The sequence below is a fragment of the Pelagicoccus mobilis genome, assembly GCF_016595505.1.
Taxonomy (GTDB): Bacteria; Verrucomicrobiota; Verrucomicrobiia; order Opitutales; family Opitutaceae; genus Pelagicoccus; species Pelagicoccus mobilis.
The window spans coordinates 1-13,835 of the sequence record NZ_JAENIL010000012.1; the positions used below are offsets into that span (position 1 = coordinate 1).

Sequence of the window (13,835 nt, forward strand, 5' to 3'; positions counted from 1 at the left end):
AAAATCATGTCGAACGTTCGACATGATTTTGCGCAAGGTTGGGAGGTGGTTCCTTTACAAAGAGTTTACCGGAATTGGGTAAAGCAGCTCAGGGTTTCGCCGTATATATTAGGCAGACGAGCTTATTGCTCTTCTAAACGACTCTCTCCCACACGTAGCCCCGAGACTTTGGTTGGTCTCGGGGCTTCTTGATTTTTTAGGGGGGCGAAACGGAGCGGGGTGCTTCAGCCCGGGTTTGAGGAGAAATGATCCTGCATCGTGATCGCGGGCTGAAGCACTGCGCTACGGGATTTTTACATCGCATTTCGCGGGGGCATCACTTCACATCTCGTTCATGCGGATCTACTTTCTGGGAATTGCGGGAACAGCGATGGGCAATGCGGCTTTGCTTTTGAGAGCCATGGGACACGAGGTGCTGGGGTGTGATCAAGCGATTTATCCGCCGATGAGTACGCTCTTGGAGGATGCTGGGATCGAGATCATGCAAGGCTACAGCGTGGATCGTTTGCAAGCGCTGGCCCCGGATCTCGTGGTTGTGGGCAACGCCTATTCGCGGGGGAATGAAGAAGTCGAATTTTTGCTGGAAAGCCGTTCGATCGAGTACACGTCTCTGCCCGATGTGTTGCAGCGCTTTGTGCTGAGTCGGCGTAGTAATATTGTGGTGACGGGGACTCACGGGAAGACAACGACCACTTCGATCACCGCCTTTTTGCTTGAGCAATGGAGTCAGGATCCTGGCTACATGATCGGGGGAGCTCCGATCGATCCGGCTCGTGGATGGAGAGAGGGTTATCGAGGCGGTCCGTTCGTGATTGAGGGAGATGAATATGACAGCGCTTTTTTCGATAAGCGTAGCAAGTTCATCCACTATCAGCCGCGGGTGGTTATCCTAAACAATCTCGAGTTCGACCATGCCGATATCTTCCGTGATTTGGAGGACGTGAAGCGGACCTTCTCTCACCTTTTGAGGCTTGTCCCGAAAAGTGGATACGTGCTTGTGAACGCGGATGACGAGAATGCTCTTTCGTTGACTGACCTCGATTGGACCACCGTTTATCGGGTGGGCACCGCTCATGATGCGGACTTGCGGATCGAGAATTATGAAACGACCGTTGATGGCTCGCGTTTTGATCTCGTTTGGCAGGGGCAGCTTTGGGCCTCGATCGAGTGGGGGATGACGGGGTTGTTCAACGCTCGCAATGCAGCGATGGCTAGCCTTGCGGCAGCGCTTTCCAGCGATGAAAGTCTGGTGAATCTAAGCCCTTCCGCGCTTTCGCGTTTCCGTGGCGTGAAGCGGCGTCAGCAGATGCGGGTGGAGCGGGATGATTTGAAGGTGATCGAGGATTTTGGGCATCACGCAACGGCTGTTCGCGATACGTTGTCGGCTTTGCGTAGCCGATTCAAGGATACGCGGGTCGTTGCCTGTTTCGAGCCGCGTAGTAATACTTCGCGTTTAGAGATGATGCGGGAGCCGACTGTGGCTGCTCTTCGTCTTGCGGATGCGGCTTATATCGGTGCGGTTAAAAGCCGAAACAGCCAAGGCGTGGAGTTGATGGATACCCACTCCTTGGCGGCGAGCTTGCAGGATGTCGGAACGGAGGCGGAGGCTTTTGACTCGAATGAGGCGCTTTTCGCTAAGCTCCAGCCCTTGGCGAAAGATGGGGATGAAAGGACTTTGGTCATCTTCTTTACAAATGGGTCGTTTGGGGGAGTTATTGACCGATTCGTAGCCGAATGCGGGTAGGAGGAGTCGCGTGACAAGCGGGCTCCCATGCTTCTGATCGCGAGTATCAGTTTTGTTAATGATAAGCGGATCTAATTATCCTGCGCTTGCGGTATTCTAAACGGCGCTTACGGTTCGCGCCATGGCAACTCCAGAATTTAAGTACCAGCCGATCATTGAACTGGGTAAGGACGAGACAGAATACCGTCACCTGACCGACGAGTTCGTTTCCGTGGAGGAATTCGACGGCAAGGAGATCCTTAAGGTTGATCCAGAAGCTCTCACTTTCCTCGCGAAGACAGCGATTCGTGACGTTTCCTTCATGCTTCGCCCGGCTCACCTCAAGCAAGTCGCCTCTATTCTCGAAGATCCCGAAGCGTCTGAGAATGATCGCCACGTTGCGTTGACTCTTCTTCGCAACGCGGAAGTGGCGGCTCAAGGCGTGCTCCCGTTTTGCCAAGATACGGGCACCGCGATCGTGATGGGCAAGAAGGGCCAGCAGGTCTGGACCGGCGGCAATGACGAGGAAGCTCTCTCGAAAGGTGTTTACGAAACTTACGCGAACGAGAACCTGCGTTATTCGCAGACGGCGCCGATCACCATGTACGAGGAGAAGAACACGGGCACCAACCTCCCGGCTCAGATCGACCTCTACGCAACTGATGGCGCTGAATACAAGTTCCAGTTCCTCTGCAAAGGTGGAGGTTCCGCCAACAAGACTTTCCTCTACCAGGAGACCAAGGCGCTGCTCAACCCGCAGCGTCTGGAAGACTTTCTCGTCGAGAAGATGATGAGCCTCGGTACGGCGGCGTGCCCTCCGTATCACCTCGTGTTTGTGATTGGCGGCACTTCCGCGGAAGCGAACCTCAAGACTGTTAAGCTTGCATCCACCAAGTATCTCGATGCGATGCCGACCTCCGGCAACGACCTCGGCCGTGGTTTCCGCGATCTCGAGATGGAGGCCAAGATCCTTGAGCGCGCCAAGGAGTGCGGCATTGGCGCCCAATTTGGCGGCAAGTACTTCGCGCTCGATGTTCGCATCATCCGTCTGCCGCGTCACGGCGCGAGCTGCCCTGTGGGTATCGGCGTCTCTTGTTCAGCGGATCGGAATATTAAGGCCAAGATCAACAAGGATGGACTCTGGGTGGAGCAGCTCGAAGGCGATCCTGCTCGCTTCATCCCGGACGCGTTCAAGACCAAGGCCGAAGCCGAAGTGGTAGAGCTCGATCTTAACCGTCCGATGAAGGACATTCTTGCAGAGCTCACACAGTATCCAGTGCAGACTCGTCTTTCGTTGAACGGCACTATCATCGTCGCTCGCGACATTGCTCATGCGAAGCTCAAGGAGCGTCTCGATGCAGGAGAAGGTCTGCCGCAATATGTGAAGGATCACCCAATCTACTACGCGGGTCCTGCCAAGACTCCGAAGGGGATGCCTTCCGGTAGTTTCGGTCCAACTACAGCGGGCCGTATGGACTCCTACGTGGAGCAATTTCAAGCGGCGGGTGGCAGCATGATCATGCTCGCGAAGGGTAACCGAAGCCAGCAAGTGACCGACGCGTGTAAGGCCCACGGCGGATTCTATCTCGGCTCGATTGGCGGTCCGGCCGCGATTCTTGCCAAGGAGAGCATCAAGAAGGTTGAGCTCGTCGAGTACGAGGAGCTCGGCATGGAGGCGATCTGGAAGATCGAAGTGGAGAACTTCCCCGCTTTCATCCTTGTTGACGACAAGGGCAACGACTTCTTCAAGCTGATTCGCCAGCAGGCGACGAAGTGTAAGAAGTAGGCTAGGTCGTTTCCGGGAGGCTGCTCGTTGGGAACGGCGGGGGCTCCTTGTTTAACCTCTTTTCAAGGCTTGTCGAAGGACAGGCCTTTTTTATTGTCCGGCTACATGAGAACTTCGAATCCAGCCTTATCCGACGAAGCCTTCAATGTTAGCCGTCCTGTCTCTGCCAGTCAGGCGATGACGATTAACGGTACGGTCAACAAGACCGGCATTTTGGTGTGCGTGCTTTGGGTCGCCGCGATCATCACCTGGGAAAAGACGTTTGCGGCGGGAAATCCTGCGGAACTCTATCCGTGGATGATCGGCGGGAGTATCGGGGGATTTATCATCGCGATGATCACGGTTTTCAAAAAGACGGTGGCCCCGTACACGGCTCCGCTCTACGCGGTGGTGGAGGGCTTGGTGCTGGGGGTGATTTCGGCCTTTTTTGAGATGCAGTATCCCGGAATCGTTTTCCAAGCGGTGCTGCTGACCTTTGGAGTCCTTTTCGCTCTGCTTTTTGCGTACAAGACGGGAGTGATCAAGGCCACCGAGAATTTTAAGCTCGGGGTGGCGGCTGCTACAGGTGGCATCTTTTTTGTCTACTTGCTCTCGATGATTCTCGGTTTCTTTGGCGTATCTATCCCTTTGATACATGAAAGCGGAGTGATTGGGATCGGGTTCAGCCTGTTTGTGGTCGTGATCGCGGCGTTGAATCTTGTGCTCGATTTCGACTTTATCGAGAACGGCGCGGCTCGGGGAGCTCCAAAGTATTTGGAGTGGTACGCGGCCTTTGGTCTGCTCGTGACGCTCGTCTGGCTTTATATCGAGTTACTTCGTTTACTGTCCAAATTGCGTAGTCGCTGAGGGAATCCACATTTTCTTCATTCTTTTTGTGCGGTTTCTTTAACGAGCGACTGCCTCTGATGTGATGAAAAGCGATTCTGAACTTTTGCGGAGTTTCCAGGAGGAGCGCTCCGAGGTAGCCTTCAGCGAGTTGGTTGAACGGCATCTCGACTGGGTTTACTCAGTGGCGTTGAGGCAAGTCGGCGGGGACGTTCATCTTGCTAAGGATGTGTGTCAGGAGGTATTCGCGAGCGTGGCGAGAAAGGCGAAGCTGCTGAGGGACTTCGAGGCCCTAAACGGGTGGCTGTTCAAGGCGGTACGATTCGCGGCGAGTGATATGGTGCGCGCGGAGCGCCGGCGTAAACGCAGAGAGGAGGAGGTGGTGGCTATGGACATTTTGGATACGGACAAGAGCGGGGAGCTTGGTTGGGAAGATGCAGGTCCTTTGCTCGACGAAGCGATTGCAGAGCTCGGCGAAAACGATCGGGATGTGCTTTGTCTTCGTTTTTTTGAGGAAAAGAGGTTTGCTCAAATCGGTGTATGCCTGGGGCTGAGCGAGAATGCGGCACGGATGCGGGTGAATCGAGCGTTGGAAAAACTCAGTGGCATTTTGGAAAAACGAGGCATTCGCTCAAGCTCTGCCGCTTTGGCAGGGGCTGTGGGAGCTCATGGCCTTGTATCCGCTCCTTCAGGACTGGCGAGGTCGATCGTGGAGGGCGTGTTGGGTGGCAGCGTGGCGAGCGTAGGAATCTTGGGAGGGGCGAAGTTGCTTGCTCTATTGGCTGGTGGCGTGGCTGCGGTCGCAGTCGGAGTCGCTGTTATCAAGTCTCAGGAGAGCGGGCGATTGGAGGCGCGGCTTGAACGCAGTGTTGCTGCTTCCGAGGAAGCGGTCCGAAGGGTGGCGGAGCTGGAACGGCTGCTGGCTGCGAAGACGCAGGAGGTTGATCGTACGGCGATCCGATTGGCGGAGTTAGAAAAGCTCAGGGAAGTTGCGGAGCGTGTCGTCGAAGAGGAGCCTCAGTTGGACGTGATGGCTAGGTTCCAGCGGGCTCAAGGTTGGAAGAAGGATGGGAAGCTTGAGGAGGCGTTGGAGGAGTTTCTCTGGCTCTTCGATAATGGGGTGCAAGAGCGGAGCAGTTTTGTGGGAGTTCGTCACTCTGCTGTTCTTAGGAGCATCTTGGAGATTGGAGACTCAATTCCTGAAGCGAAGCGTGAGTTGGAGATCCGTCGGGATAGGATTGAGACAGAGATTCTGAATCTGCCGAACAGTAGTGATCGAAATGAAATAGATGTGCATGCTTGGGCGCGCATCAATGCGGAGCTTGGCGAGCAGGAGCGATCAATCGCGGTCTTTGACCAAGTTGAAAACGAAAGGCTAAAATCGAGCCTCCGCATTTTTCTGAAGAAGGAGTTAATGGAGGAAAAGCGTTATGAGGATGCTTTGCGCCCTGGATACGCGGGCCTCGCCTTTGCGAACTTTCAGATGAGCTACGAGCGGCTTCCTTCTGGTCGGTTTTCGGGTGAAAAGCGTGCTGCGATGATTGAGCGGAACAAGGCCTATGCGATTAAGTCTGCTGCGTCTGACATGGAGTTGCTGGCAGGGGCTGGGGAGGTGGACCAGGCGATAAAGCTCGCTGAGGAAGTATTGGTGCACGATAGCAGCGCGGAAACGATCCAGCTGATCCGCACGCATTTGGAAAAGGCGGATCGAGGTGATCTTTTTCAGGCGTTGGGCGAATAGCTTAGCCGGACTTGAAGACGAGGTTGCGGATCTTTTTTCCGCCTTCTAGGTGGTGGATGTTTTGCAGGATGTCTCGTTTGTGGAACTGAAGTTCCTGTCGTATCACAGGGTTGGATACGGAAATGAAAAGCGTGCGTTCGCGTTCGATGCGAGAGGGACTGCAATGGGGGGCGTTGGCTGGCCCGACGATGTGGGGCCAATTCTGCAGGATCCTGTCTTCGATCTTTTCTTGGCCGATCTTGTACTTGTTTAGGACTCGATCCAGGACGTTGGCGAGGGGACGCTCGGACTTGGAAGCCTCTCCGGGATAGTTCTCGGGGATGCCTCGGAAGTTTGCGATGAGTCGCTCTACACTCTTACGGAATTTGTACGGTTGCTCGGCCAAGGAGGAGGAGTGTGGAGTGTTAAGTGTGGAGTGTGAAGGGGAATTTTCGAAGCAGGCCGTATGGAGACAAAGAAAAGGCCGCTCGCACGCGGCCTACCCGTGTTTTAATTGTTTTCTCGTTTATGGAGTGAGCAGGACTTTGCCGATTTTGCCGGCTCGGTTGGCGTGGTCGAGGGCTTCTCGCCATTGCTCGAGCGGATAGGTGGCGGCCACGTTGACCCCGATTTTCGCGTTTTCCATGAAGGTGAAAAGCTCGTTGTGGAGCTCAAGAATCTCTTCGCGCGGGGCTGTCTTGTACCACTTGCTGACCCAGAAGCCGCGGAGCCTGATGTCGTTGAAGATGAGGTAGCGAGTGGGGAAGGGGGCTAGGTTTCTGTCCATGCCCCCGAAAGTGATGACTGTGCCGCCGTCGTCGAGGAGCTTGCACATGCCGAGGAGGCTGGAGGCGCCGATCGAGTTTAGGCCGATCTTGGCCTTTTTTCCGCCGGTGAGCTTGAGGGCTTCCTTGGGGGCGTCGCGGTCGTCGAGAAGCACGATGCTTGCTCCAAGGGCTTTGAGCTGCTCTTCTGAATCGAGGCTTCTGACGAGGTTGATGGTTTTTATGCCGAGGTGGCAGGCGATCTGTATCACCAATTTGCCTACGGCGGAAGTGGCTGCGTTTTGCACGATGACGTCGCCTGCCTGGAGTTTGGCGAAGTCGTGCAGGACTTTCCATGCGGTGGCTGGATTGACCCAAGCCATGGCGGCTTGTTCGATCGGGAGCTTTTCGGGGGCGGGAAAGAGGTCGGCGCAGTTTGCGATCACGTGGCTTTGCCAGGCGCCTAGGCCGTTGGGGACGAAGACGCGTTGCCCGACTTGGAACTGGCTGTCTTCCGAATTGATTTCTACGATTTCGGCGACGCCTTCTATTCCGCCGACTGCTGGGAGGGGGGAGAGTTCGCCATAGACGCCGCCCACTTTGCCCATGTCGGCCGGATTGATCGGGGCGGCGAGCACTTTGAGGAGAGCTTGGCCGCTCTCAAGATTGGGAAGGGCGATTGTCTCGAGGGAGAGGACTTCCTCGGCCTTGCCATATTCGGTGTATTGAAGTGCGGTAGTCTTTTGTGTGGACATGTGCCTGCGAGTGAATCGAGTGTTTGGCATAAGGCAATGTACATGCGCCGATTTTGCTCGCTGATAGGGAAAAAGCGTTGTGACTAATCGGGTGATTTAGCTGAGCTACTTGGGATGAGAGTCTATTTGAGAAAACCGGAGAGAGCGGACGCCCGCGAGTTTGTGAGGGCGTCTAAGGCGAGCGTGGAGATGCATCGCCCTTGGGTGTTTCCTCCTCTATCTGACAGAGGGTTTGAGGACTACTTGAATCGTATTCAGAATTCGAGACACGCGGGCTACTTCGTGTGCCGGAAAAGCGACGATGCGTTGGTAGGGGTGGTCAATCTCAGCGAGATTGTGAGGGGAGCGTTGCAGGGGGCTTTTGTTGGGTACTGGGGAGTGGACGGAATGTGCGGGAAGGGGCTGATGACAGAGGGGCTGGCTTTGGCTGTGGATGAAGCGTTTGAGGGGTTAGGTTTGCATCGTTTGGAGATTAATATCCAACCTGCCAATACACGTTCGATCGCTTTGGTGGACCGTCTTGGTTTTCGGAAGGAAGGCTTCTCGCCCAAGTATCTGCAAATAAATGGAGTGTGGTGCGATCACGAACGTTGGGCGGTGACGAAGGAAGAGTGGCCGGGGGCGAAGGGCATTGTGGCCACGCTCCCGTCAAATCACTCTTCTCCGTCGAAGTAGTCGAGCGGCTCGGAACGAACGAGCTGTGACTCGGGTTGTTCTACCATCCATTTTTTCGAGTCCGGGTAGTAGCAGTGGTCGCTGACTGGGTTGTCGGCGATGACGTAGTAGGTGAAATCCTCATCGCTGTCGTTGCGGAGCTGATGGGCTTCTCCTGGTTTGAACAGGAAGGCGTCGCCGGGGCCCACTTCCGTTTCACCCTCTTGGTCGCGCACGATGCCTTTGCCTTGGGTGACGTGGTAGAACTCCCATTGGGCGTCGTGGGCGTGGTAGGGGCAATAGGTTTGGCCAGGGGCTAGCGTGGTGATGGCGACGTCGAAAGGGTGGCGTTTGAGGAGGTCGGTCGACTTGTCGTCGCGGCCGAGAGCGGTGGACAGGTTTTTGTTTGAGCCGCCGTATTTGCCTTTTGGGGACGTCCAGTCTTGGGACTCTACTTGGTGGGTGTTGATGATTTTCATGGGGGTGGAGGGGTTAGTCTTCTTTTGTGAGTTGGCTCCAATAGCGATGGGGCGCTTCGAGAAAGTTCTTGGTGAACTGCACGTGTTCGAGGTCCTCGTAACTGCAGGAGGCAAGGTGGTTTTCTTCGAAATTCCAGATTTCAGCCTTTGGAACGCTGAGGATGATGGGGGAGTGGGTGGCGATGATGAACTGGCAATTTTGCTGGGCCATCTCGTGGAGGAAGAGGGCGAAGGCGAGCTGGCGTTGGGGGGAGAGGGCGGCTTCGGGTTCGTCGATGAGGTAGAGGCCTCCGGGGTGCACGCGAGATTTGATGAATTCGAGAAACCCTTCGCCATGGGAGAAGTGGTTGAGGTCGCGTCCGTAGCGAGCGTTGATGGCTCGCTTGTTGCCTTCCATGTAGCCGCGGACTCGGGCGTCGTCTTTGTATTTCTCGATGTAGCCGTCGAAGGTCGACTCGAGCTCCTGGTTGCGGCGGATGAAATTGAAGAAGTCCTCGGCTCGCAGGAAGAACCCCTTGCCGGTCCGCCGGCTCCAGCCGAGTCGGAGCTGGCTGGCGAGGGGGCGGATCTCGTCGAGCGTGTGGTCCTGATCGAGGGAGGAATCTCCGACGCTGATCCGTTTGGAGGCGATAGCGAGGGACTCGAGCAGGCTGGACTTGCCGCTGCCGTTCTCGCCGACGAGGAAAAGGACCTCGCTGTGGATATCTCGTTCGTGGAGGGATGGGAGAAAGGGGAGTGAAAAGGGGAAGTCGTCGGAAGTGTCGGCGATGGGGCAGTGGATGCGTTTGAGAAAAGGCATTGGAATGTGAAGAGTGTCCTGTTGGAGTCGCGGCACAAGGCCGCTTCCCACAAAAGAGCGCTTCTCGGTTGTGTTGGTGAAACTCCCGATTAGCGTGCTCGGCAATATGAGTTTAGAAGCACACCCCTTTCATAGCCCTGACAAACTGGTCGATTGGGCCTCTCTTACTCCAGACAAGATCGAAGCGGATATCGAAGCTGCGCTTGTCGAGGGACAGGCGGAAATCGACGCGATTTGCGAGGTTTCTCCTGAGGACGCGACATTCGAAAATACGTTCCTTGCCTTGGAAGCTGCTGGCGAAACGCTCGGCCGGGCTTGGGGGCGTATCGAGCACCTGACTTCTGTCAAAGATAGCGAGGCTCTACGTGACGCGCACCGCATAATGTTGCCGAAGGTGACTGAGTACTCGTCTCGTATCCCTCTCAACGCGAAGCTTTGGGCGGCGCTGAAGAGTTTCGCGGAGAAGCCTGCAGCCAGCGAGCTCGAGGGAGTGCAGAAGCGCTTCTTCGAAGAGACTATGGCGGACTTCCGCCAGGCAGGCGCGGATTTGCCAGCTGACAAGAAGGAGCGTCTGGAGGCTTTGAACAAGGAGCTGGCGGGCAAGACCAAGAGCTTTTCGGACAACGTTCTCGATTCGACAAATGCCTACGAGTTGCTGATCGAAGACGAGTCTCGTTTGTCCGGCTTGCCGGATTCGGCGAAGGCGGCGGCTCGTCAGAGCGCCAAGAGCAAGGATCTCGGGACGGATGAAAAGCCTGTATGGAGATTTACCCTACAAGCCCCTTCCTTCTTCCCAGTTTTGAAATACGCGGACGACGCGGCTTTGAGAAAGGAGATCTATGAGGAGACTTCTTTGATTGGGGCGAAGGACAAGTGGGACAATACCCAGTTGATTCGCGAGATTCTTAAGTTGCGTCAGGAGAAGGCAGAGCTGCTTGGGAAGACGAACTTCGCGGATCAAGTGCTTCAGCGTCGCATGGCGAAGAGTGGTGGCAAGGCCTTGGCTTTTGTGGAGGACTTGCACGACAAGGCAAAGCCATTCTTCGATAAGGACTTCGAGGAGCTAGAGTCGTTTGTGGCGGAACAGACGGGGCAGCCGAAGGACAGGCTGGAACTGGCGGATCTTTCCTACTGGTCCGAGAAGCTGCGTCAGAGCAAATACGACTTTGATGAAGAGGAATTGCGACCTTACTTCCCGATCGATGGCGTGCTCAGCGGCATGTTTCGAATTGCGGAGCGGATATTCGGTTTGCGGATACAAGACCACGAGGGACCTGAGAATAGCTGGCATGCGGATGTGAAGCTCTACGATTTGTTCGATGCGTCGGGCGAGTTGTTGGGCTATTTCTACGCTGATTGGCACCCGCGTGAAGACAAGCGGGGTGGAGCTTGGATGAACTTTCTGGATACGGGCGTTCCGCAGGAAGACGGTTCTCGCACGCCGCATGTTGGCTTGATCACGGGGAACATGACGGAACCGGTTGACGGAAAGCCAGCGCTCTTGTTGCACAACGAAGTCGAAACCGTGTTTCACGAGTTTGGCCACCTGTTGCACCACTTGCTTGGACGGGTAGACATTAAGTCTCTGAACGGGGTGAATGTGGCTTGGGATTTTGTGGAGCTTCCTTCGCAGATCATGGAGAACTGGTGTTGGAATCGCGAGAGCCTGAACGAGTTTGCCAAGCACTACGAGACAGGCGAGCCGATCCCTGACGAGCTATTCGAGAAGATGGTAGCGGCTCGGAATTTCCAAAGCGCGAGTTTTACGATGCGTCAGCTAAGTCTGGGGAAGATGGATCTCGAAATGCACCTGAACCCAGAACGTTACCTGGAAGGCGATATGGATGAAACCATCCGCGAGGCGTTGACTGGATACACGGCCGAGTGCAAGACGCTCCCGCGTCCTATCGTACGTCGATTCGGGCATTTGTTTTCAGATCCCGTTGGTTACGCGGCAGCTTACTATTCGTACAAGTGGGCTGAGGTTTTGGATGCGGATGCGTTTACACGTTTCGAGAAGGAAGGGATCTTCAATGAGGAGACAGGCCGGGCCTTCCGCGAGTGCGTGCTTTCGAAGGGCAATTCCGAAGATCCTGCGAAACTGTTCCACGACTTCATGGGACGGGAGCCAGACGCGAATGCGTTGCTGGTACGTAGCGGATTGGCTTAGAGCGTTGCTTATGGGTTGCCGGGCCGACACGCGTGGGAGTTAGATCCTGCAGCGCGGTCTGCCCGGCGGTCAGACCCTACCTTTTCGAAAAGTTGGCGACTTTCTTAGATACTACTTGTTTGGTTGAGAAAGCGCTATGGTTCGGCCGCTTTTTGCGCTCTGGATGGCGGCGTCGAGGATTTCCATGACGATCATGTTGTTCTCAAGGGAAGAGAGGCTGTATTTGGGGAGTTCGAGGCTGCCGTCGATGACTGAACCGAAGAGGGAGAAGGGATCGTTGTAGGGAGCTTGGCGCTCTTCCAGTTCGTAGACTTGTTCGTCGTAGCCATCGTAGCCTTCTGCGATCCGGACGCGAAGCTGGTGGCGGTTGTCGGAGTAGATGACTCCTTCGAGTCCGTAGATCTCCATGTCCTTTCGGCCGATCGGCCAGTTCCAAGATGCTTGGATGAGGGCTTGAGATTTGGGGTAGGTGAGGATGATGGTCGCCTCGTCGTCGACCTTGGGGTTGTTCTCCGGCTACAATTGCTGGGTGATGGCGGTGACGGAAAGGGGGCGCTCTCCGTTGGTGAGCCAGGTCATGAGGTTCGCTCCGTAGCAGCCGAAGTCGGTGATGGCGCCGCCACCGTTTTCGACTGGGTCGAGCAGCCAGTCGAGAAATTCGCTGTTGATGCCTAGCTTCTTGGGGCCGCGATGGCCGTCGTTGATGATCACTTTCCTTAGGTCACCGACTGCTCCCTCTTTCAAGAGTTCGTAGGCCTTATGGTTGGTCGGGTACCAGGTAGTTTCGTAGTTGGTGAGCAGATGGATGCCGTGTTTTTCGGCGATGGATTTCATTTGCCGGGCGTGTTCCAGACTGACTGCGAGCGGCTTTTCGACCATGACGTGAATGCCGAGGGGAGCTGCTGTTTGCACGACTTCGAGGTGTTCACGGATTGAGCCAAACGCGGTCAAGCCGTCGGGGCGGGTCGCGGCGAGCATGCTTGCGAGGTCGTCGTAGACTAGGTCCATGCTGAAGCCGTGCTGCTTTGAGTAGCGTTGGGCGAGCTCTCGGTTGGGCTCTGAAATTCCGACGATCTCGAATTCGCCGTTTTTGGCACTTTCGAAGATCCAGTGGACGTGGGTGTGGGTGAGGCCAGCGATGGCTAGCTTGGTAGGGGCGGAGCTACACAGGGACGCGATTAGCAAGAATGCGAAGGCGATCGATGGAGTCTTCATAGTGGGGTAGGGGTGAAGGGGACACTTGCGATTCGGTTCGTGTCGCAGTTTGCGACTTCTTGTCCCGTCGGCAAGATTGGAGCTTTTGGTGGAAAAAATCTATTGAGTTGTAACCCGCTGTCGATAAGGGGGTAGTCTAATTGTCGTACGAAATTTATTTCGCATTCTGGAACTTGGAATGCTCGTTGCTATCTCCAGTACTCAACAACACTAAAATCTAAACCATGTTTGCTTTTCTAATTCTCATTGTGCCGACCTTCATCCTCGCTTTCTGGGCGCAGAACAAGGTCAAGTCAGCCTACGGCAAGTACGTGCAAGTGCCTTCTAGGGGTAACATTACAGGACGTGAGGCGGCGCTGGCTGTCATGCAGAAGGCCGGGATCTACGACGTGGAAATCGTTCGCGTCGCGGGCGAGCTGACCGACCACTATGACCCGGTCAACAAGCGCTTGGCGCTCAGCGAGCACAATTACAACGGAACGAGTCTAGCGGCTCTGGGAGTGGCGGCCCACGAAGCCGGGCACGCCGTCCAGCACAAGGTCGGCTACTCGATGCTCAAGGCGCGTATGGCCATGATCCCTGTGACGAACTTCGCCGCGAGCTTGATGCCGTTTATCATGTTCGGGCCGTTCTTCTTGTTCGGAGCGGGCATGGGCGGACTCTTTTTGAAGCTCGGCGTGGCAGCATATCTAGTCATGACCGCCTTTCACTTGATCACCTTGCCAGTGGAGTTCGACGCGAGCCGCCGTGCGAAGCAGGAGCTCGTTTCTCTGGGGATTTTAGGGCAGGATGAGCTCGTTGGCGTAAATAAAACGCTGGATGCTGCAGCCTGGACGTACGTTGCTGCGTTTGTATCTTCGTTAGGCTATCTGATTTACTTGGTCTCGATGCTGGGGGGCAACCGGGACTAGGGACAAACAACATAAAGTATTTTTGCTAAGCTGA

13 protein-coding genes are annotated in these 13,835 nt (G+C 55.4%); 7 read left to right on the plus strand and 6 right to left on the minus strand.

The window, feature by feature from the left end:
* Window positions 1-334: 334 nt before the first annotated feature.
* The 4 genes from JIN87_RS07745 to JIN87_RS07760 all read left to right on the plus strand — a co-directional run bounded on the left by JIN87_RS07745 (window position 335) and on the right by JIN87_RS07760 (window position 6,075).
* Window positions 335-1,744: a UDP-N-acetylmuramate--L-alanine ligase gene (locus tag JIN87_RS07745; RefSeq protein ID WP_200354972.1), complete on the plus strand. Its 1,410-nt coding sequence runs from the start codon at window positions 335-337 to the stop codon at window positions 1,742-1,744.
* 121 nt (window positions 1,745-1,865) lie between these two features.
* Window positions 1,866-3,509, plus strand: coding sequence for a fumarate hydratase (locus JIN87_RS07750; protein ID WP_200354973.1), 1,644 nt, complete (start codon window positions 1,866-1,868; stop codon window positions 3,507-3,509).
* A gap of 105 nt (window positions 3,510-3,614) precedes the next feature.
* Window positions 3,615-4,355, plus strand: coding sequence for a Bax inhibitor-1/YccA family protein (locus JIN87_RS07755; protein WP_200354974.1), 741 nt, complete (start codon window positions 3,615-3,617; stop codon window positions 4,353-4,355).
* 64 nt (window positions 4,356-4,419) lie between these two features.
* Complete coding sequence (locus JIN87_RS07760) at window positions 4,420-6,075, plus strand: RNA polymerase sigma factor (protein ID WP_200354975.1); 1,656 nt, start codon at window positions 4,420-4,422, stop codon at window positions 6,073-6,075.
* A gap of 1 nt (window position 6,076) precedes the next feature.
* Here the strand turns inward: JIN87_RS07760 and JIN87_RS07765 are convergent, their stop codons facing one another.
* On the minus strand, window positions 6,077-6,460 hold the full coding sequence (locus JIN87_RS07765) for a DciA family protein (protein ID WP_200354976.1): 384 nt from the start codon (window positions 6,458-6,460) through the stop codon (window positions 6,077-6,079).
* Window positions 6,461-6,580: 120 nt separating this feature from the next.
* Complete coding sequence (locus tag JIN87_RS07770) at window positions 6,581-7,573, minus strand: MDR family NADPH-dependent oxidoreductase (RefSeq protein WP_200354977.1); 993 nt, start codon at window positions 7,571-7,573, stop codon at window positions 6,581-6,583.
* 114 nt (window positions 7,574-7,687) lie between these two features.
* Here JIN87_RS07770 and JIN87_RS07775 point away from each other — a divergent pair, with 114 nt between their 5' ends.
* Entirely contained in the window at window positions 7,688-8,248 is a 561-nt protein-coding gene (locus JIN87_RS07775) for a GNAT family N-acetyltransferase (protein ID WP_200354978.1), read from the plus strand.
* On the opposite strand, the gene JIN87_RS07780 is transcribed toward JIN87_RS07775, so the two are convergent.
* Window positions 8,227-8,706: a cupin domain-containing protein gene (locus JIN87_RS07780; protein ID WP_200354979.1), complete on the minus strand. Its 480-nt coding sequence runs from the start codon at window positions 8,704-8,706 to the stop codon at window positions 8,227-8,229. The two genes, JIN87_RS07775 and JIN87_RS07780, sit on opposite strands and share 22 nt — an antisense overlap.
* A 13-nt stretch (window positions 8,707-8,719) precedes the next feature.
* Window positions 8,720-9,505: an AAA family ATPase gene (locus JIN87_RS07785; protein WP_200354980.1), complete on the minus strand. Its 786-nt coding sequence runs from the start codon at window positions 9,503-9,505 to the stop codon at window positions 8,720-8,722.
* A gap of 106 nt (window positions 9,506-9,611) precedes the next feature.
* Here JIN87_RS07785 and JIN87_RS07790 point away from each other — a divergent pair, with 106 nt between their 5' ends.
* Window positions 9,612-11,675: a M3 family metallopeptidase gene (locus JIN87_RS07790; protein WP_200354981.1), complete on the plus strand. Its 2,064-nt coding sequence runs from the start codon at window positions 9,612-9,614 to the stop codon at window positions 11,673-11,675.
* A gap of 111 nt (window positions 11,676-11,786) precedes the next feature.
* On the opposite strand, the gene JIN87_RS07795 is transcribed toward JIN87_RS07790, so the two are convergent.
* Together JIN87_RS07795 and JIN87_RS07800 are read right to left on the minus strand one after the other, a co-directional pair.
* Entirely contained in the window at window positions 11,787-12,083 is a 297-nt protein-coding gene (locus tag JIN87_RS07795; RefSeq protein ID WP_200354982.1) for a hypothetical protein, read from the minus strand.
* 108 nt (window positions 12,084-12,191) lie between these two features.
* Window positions 12,192-12,890 (minus strand): Gfo/Idh/MocA family protein, encoded by a 699-nt coding sequence (locus tag JIN87_RS07800; protein WP_200354983.1) that lies wholly within the window; start codon window positions 12,888-12,890, stop codon window positions 12,192-12,194.
* A 224-nt stretch (window positions 12,891-13,114) separates the two neighbouring features.
* On the opposite strand from JIN87_RS07800, the gene JIN87_RS07805 reads away from it, so the two are divergent.
* Window positions 13,115-13,801, plus strand: a complete 687-nt coding sequence (locus tag JIN87_RS07805; protein ID WP_200354984.1) for a zinc metallopeptidase — start codon at window positions 13,115-13,117, stop codon at window positions 13,799-13,801.
* Window positions 13,802-13,835 lie beyond the last annotated feature (34 nt).

Excerpts from the sequence above, each read along its gene's own strand:
- JIN87_RS07745 (WP_200354972.1), top strand. The coding sequence starts at position 335 with ATGCGGATCTACTTTCTGGGAATTGCGGGAACAGCGATGGGCAATGCG.
- JIN87_RS07750 (WP_200354973.1), top strand. The coding sequence starts at position 1,866 with ATGGCAACTCCAGAATTTAAGTACCAGCCGATCATTGAACTGGGTAAG.
- JIN87_RS07755 (WP_200354974.1), top strand. The coding sequence starts at position 3,615 with ATGAGAACTTCGAATCCAGCCTTATCCGACGAAGCCTTCAATGTTAGC.
- JIN87_RS07760 (WP_200354975.1), top strand. The coding sequence starts at position 4,420 with ATGAAAAGCGATTCTGAACTTTTGCGGAGTTTCCAGGAGGAGCGCTCC.
- JIN87_RS07770 (WP_200354977.1), bottom strand. The coding sequence starts at position 7,573 with ATGTCCACACAAAAGACTACCGCACTTCAATACACCGAATATGGCAAG.
- JIN87_RS07775 (WP_200354978.1), top strand. The coding sequence starts at position 7,688 with ATGAGAGTCTATTTGAGAAAACCGGAGAGAGCGGACGCCCGCGAGTTT.
- JIN87_RS07780 (WP_200354979.1), bottom strand. The coding sequence starts at position 8,706 with ATGAAAATCATCAACACCCACCAAGTAGAGTCCCAAGACTGGACGTCC.
- JIN87_RS07785 (WP_200354980.1), bottom strand. The coding sequence starts at position 9,505 with ATGCCTTTTCTCAAACGCATCCACTGCCCCATCGCCGACACTTCCGAC.
- JIN87_RS07790 (WP_200354981.1), top strand. The coding sequence starts at position 9,612 with ATGAGTTTAGAAGCACACCCCTTTCATAGCCCTGACAAACTGGTCGAT.
- JIN87_RS07795 (WP_200354982.1), bottom strand. The coding sequence starts at position 12,083 with ATGGAGATCTACGGACTCGAAGGAGTCATCTACTCCGACAACCGCCAC.
- JIN87_RS07800 (WP_200354983.1), bottom strand. The coding sequence starts at position 12,890 with ATGAAGACTCCATCGATCGCCTTCGCATTCTTGCTAATCGCGTCCCTG.
- JIN87_RS07805 (WP_200354984.1), top strand. The coding sequence starts at position 13,115 with ATGTTTGCTTTTCTAATTCTCATTGTGCCGACCTTCATCCTCGCTTTC.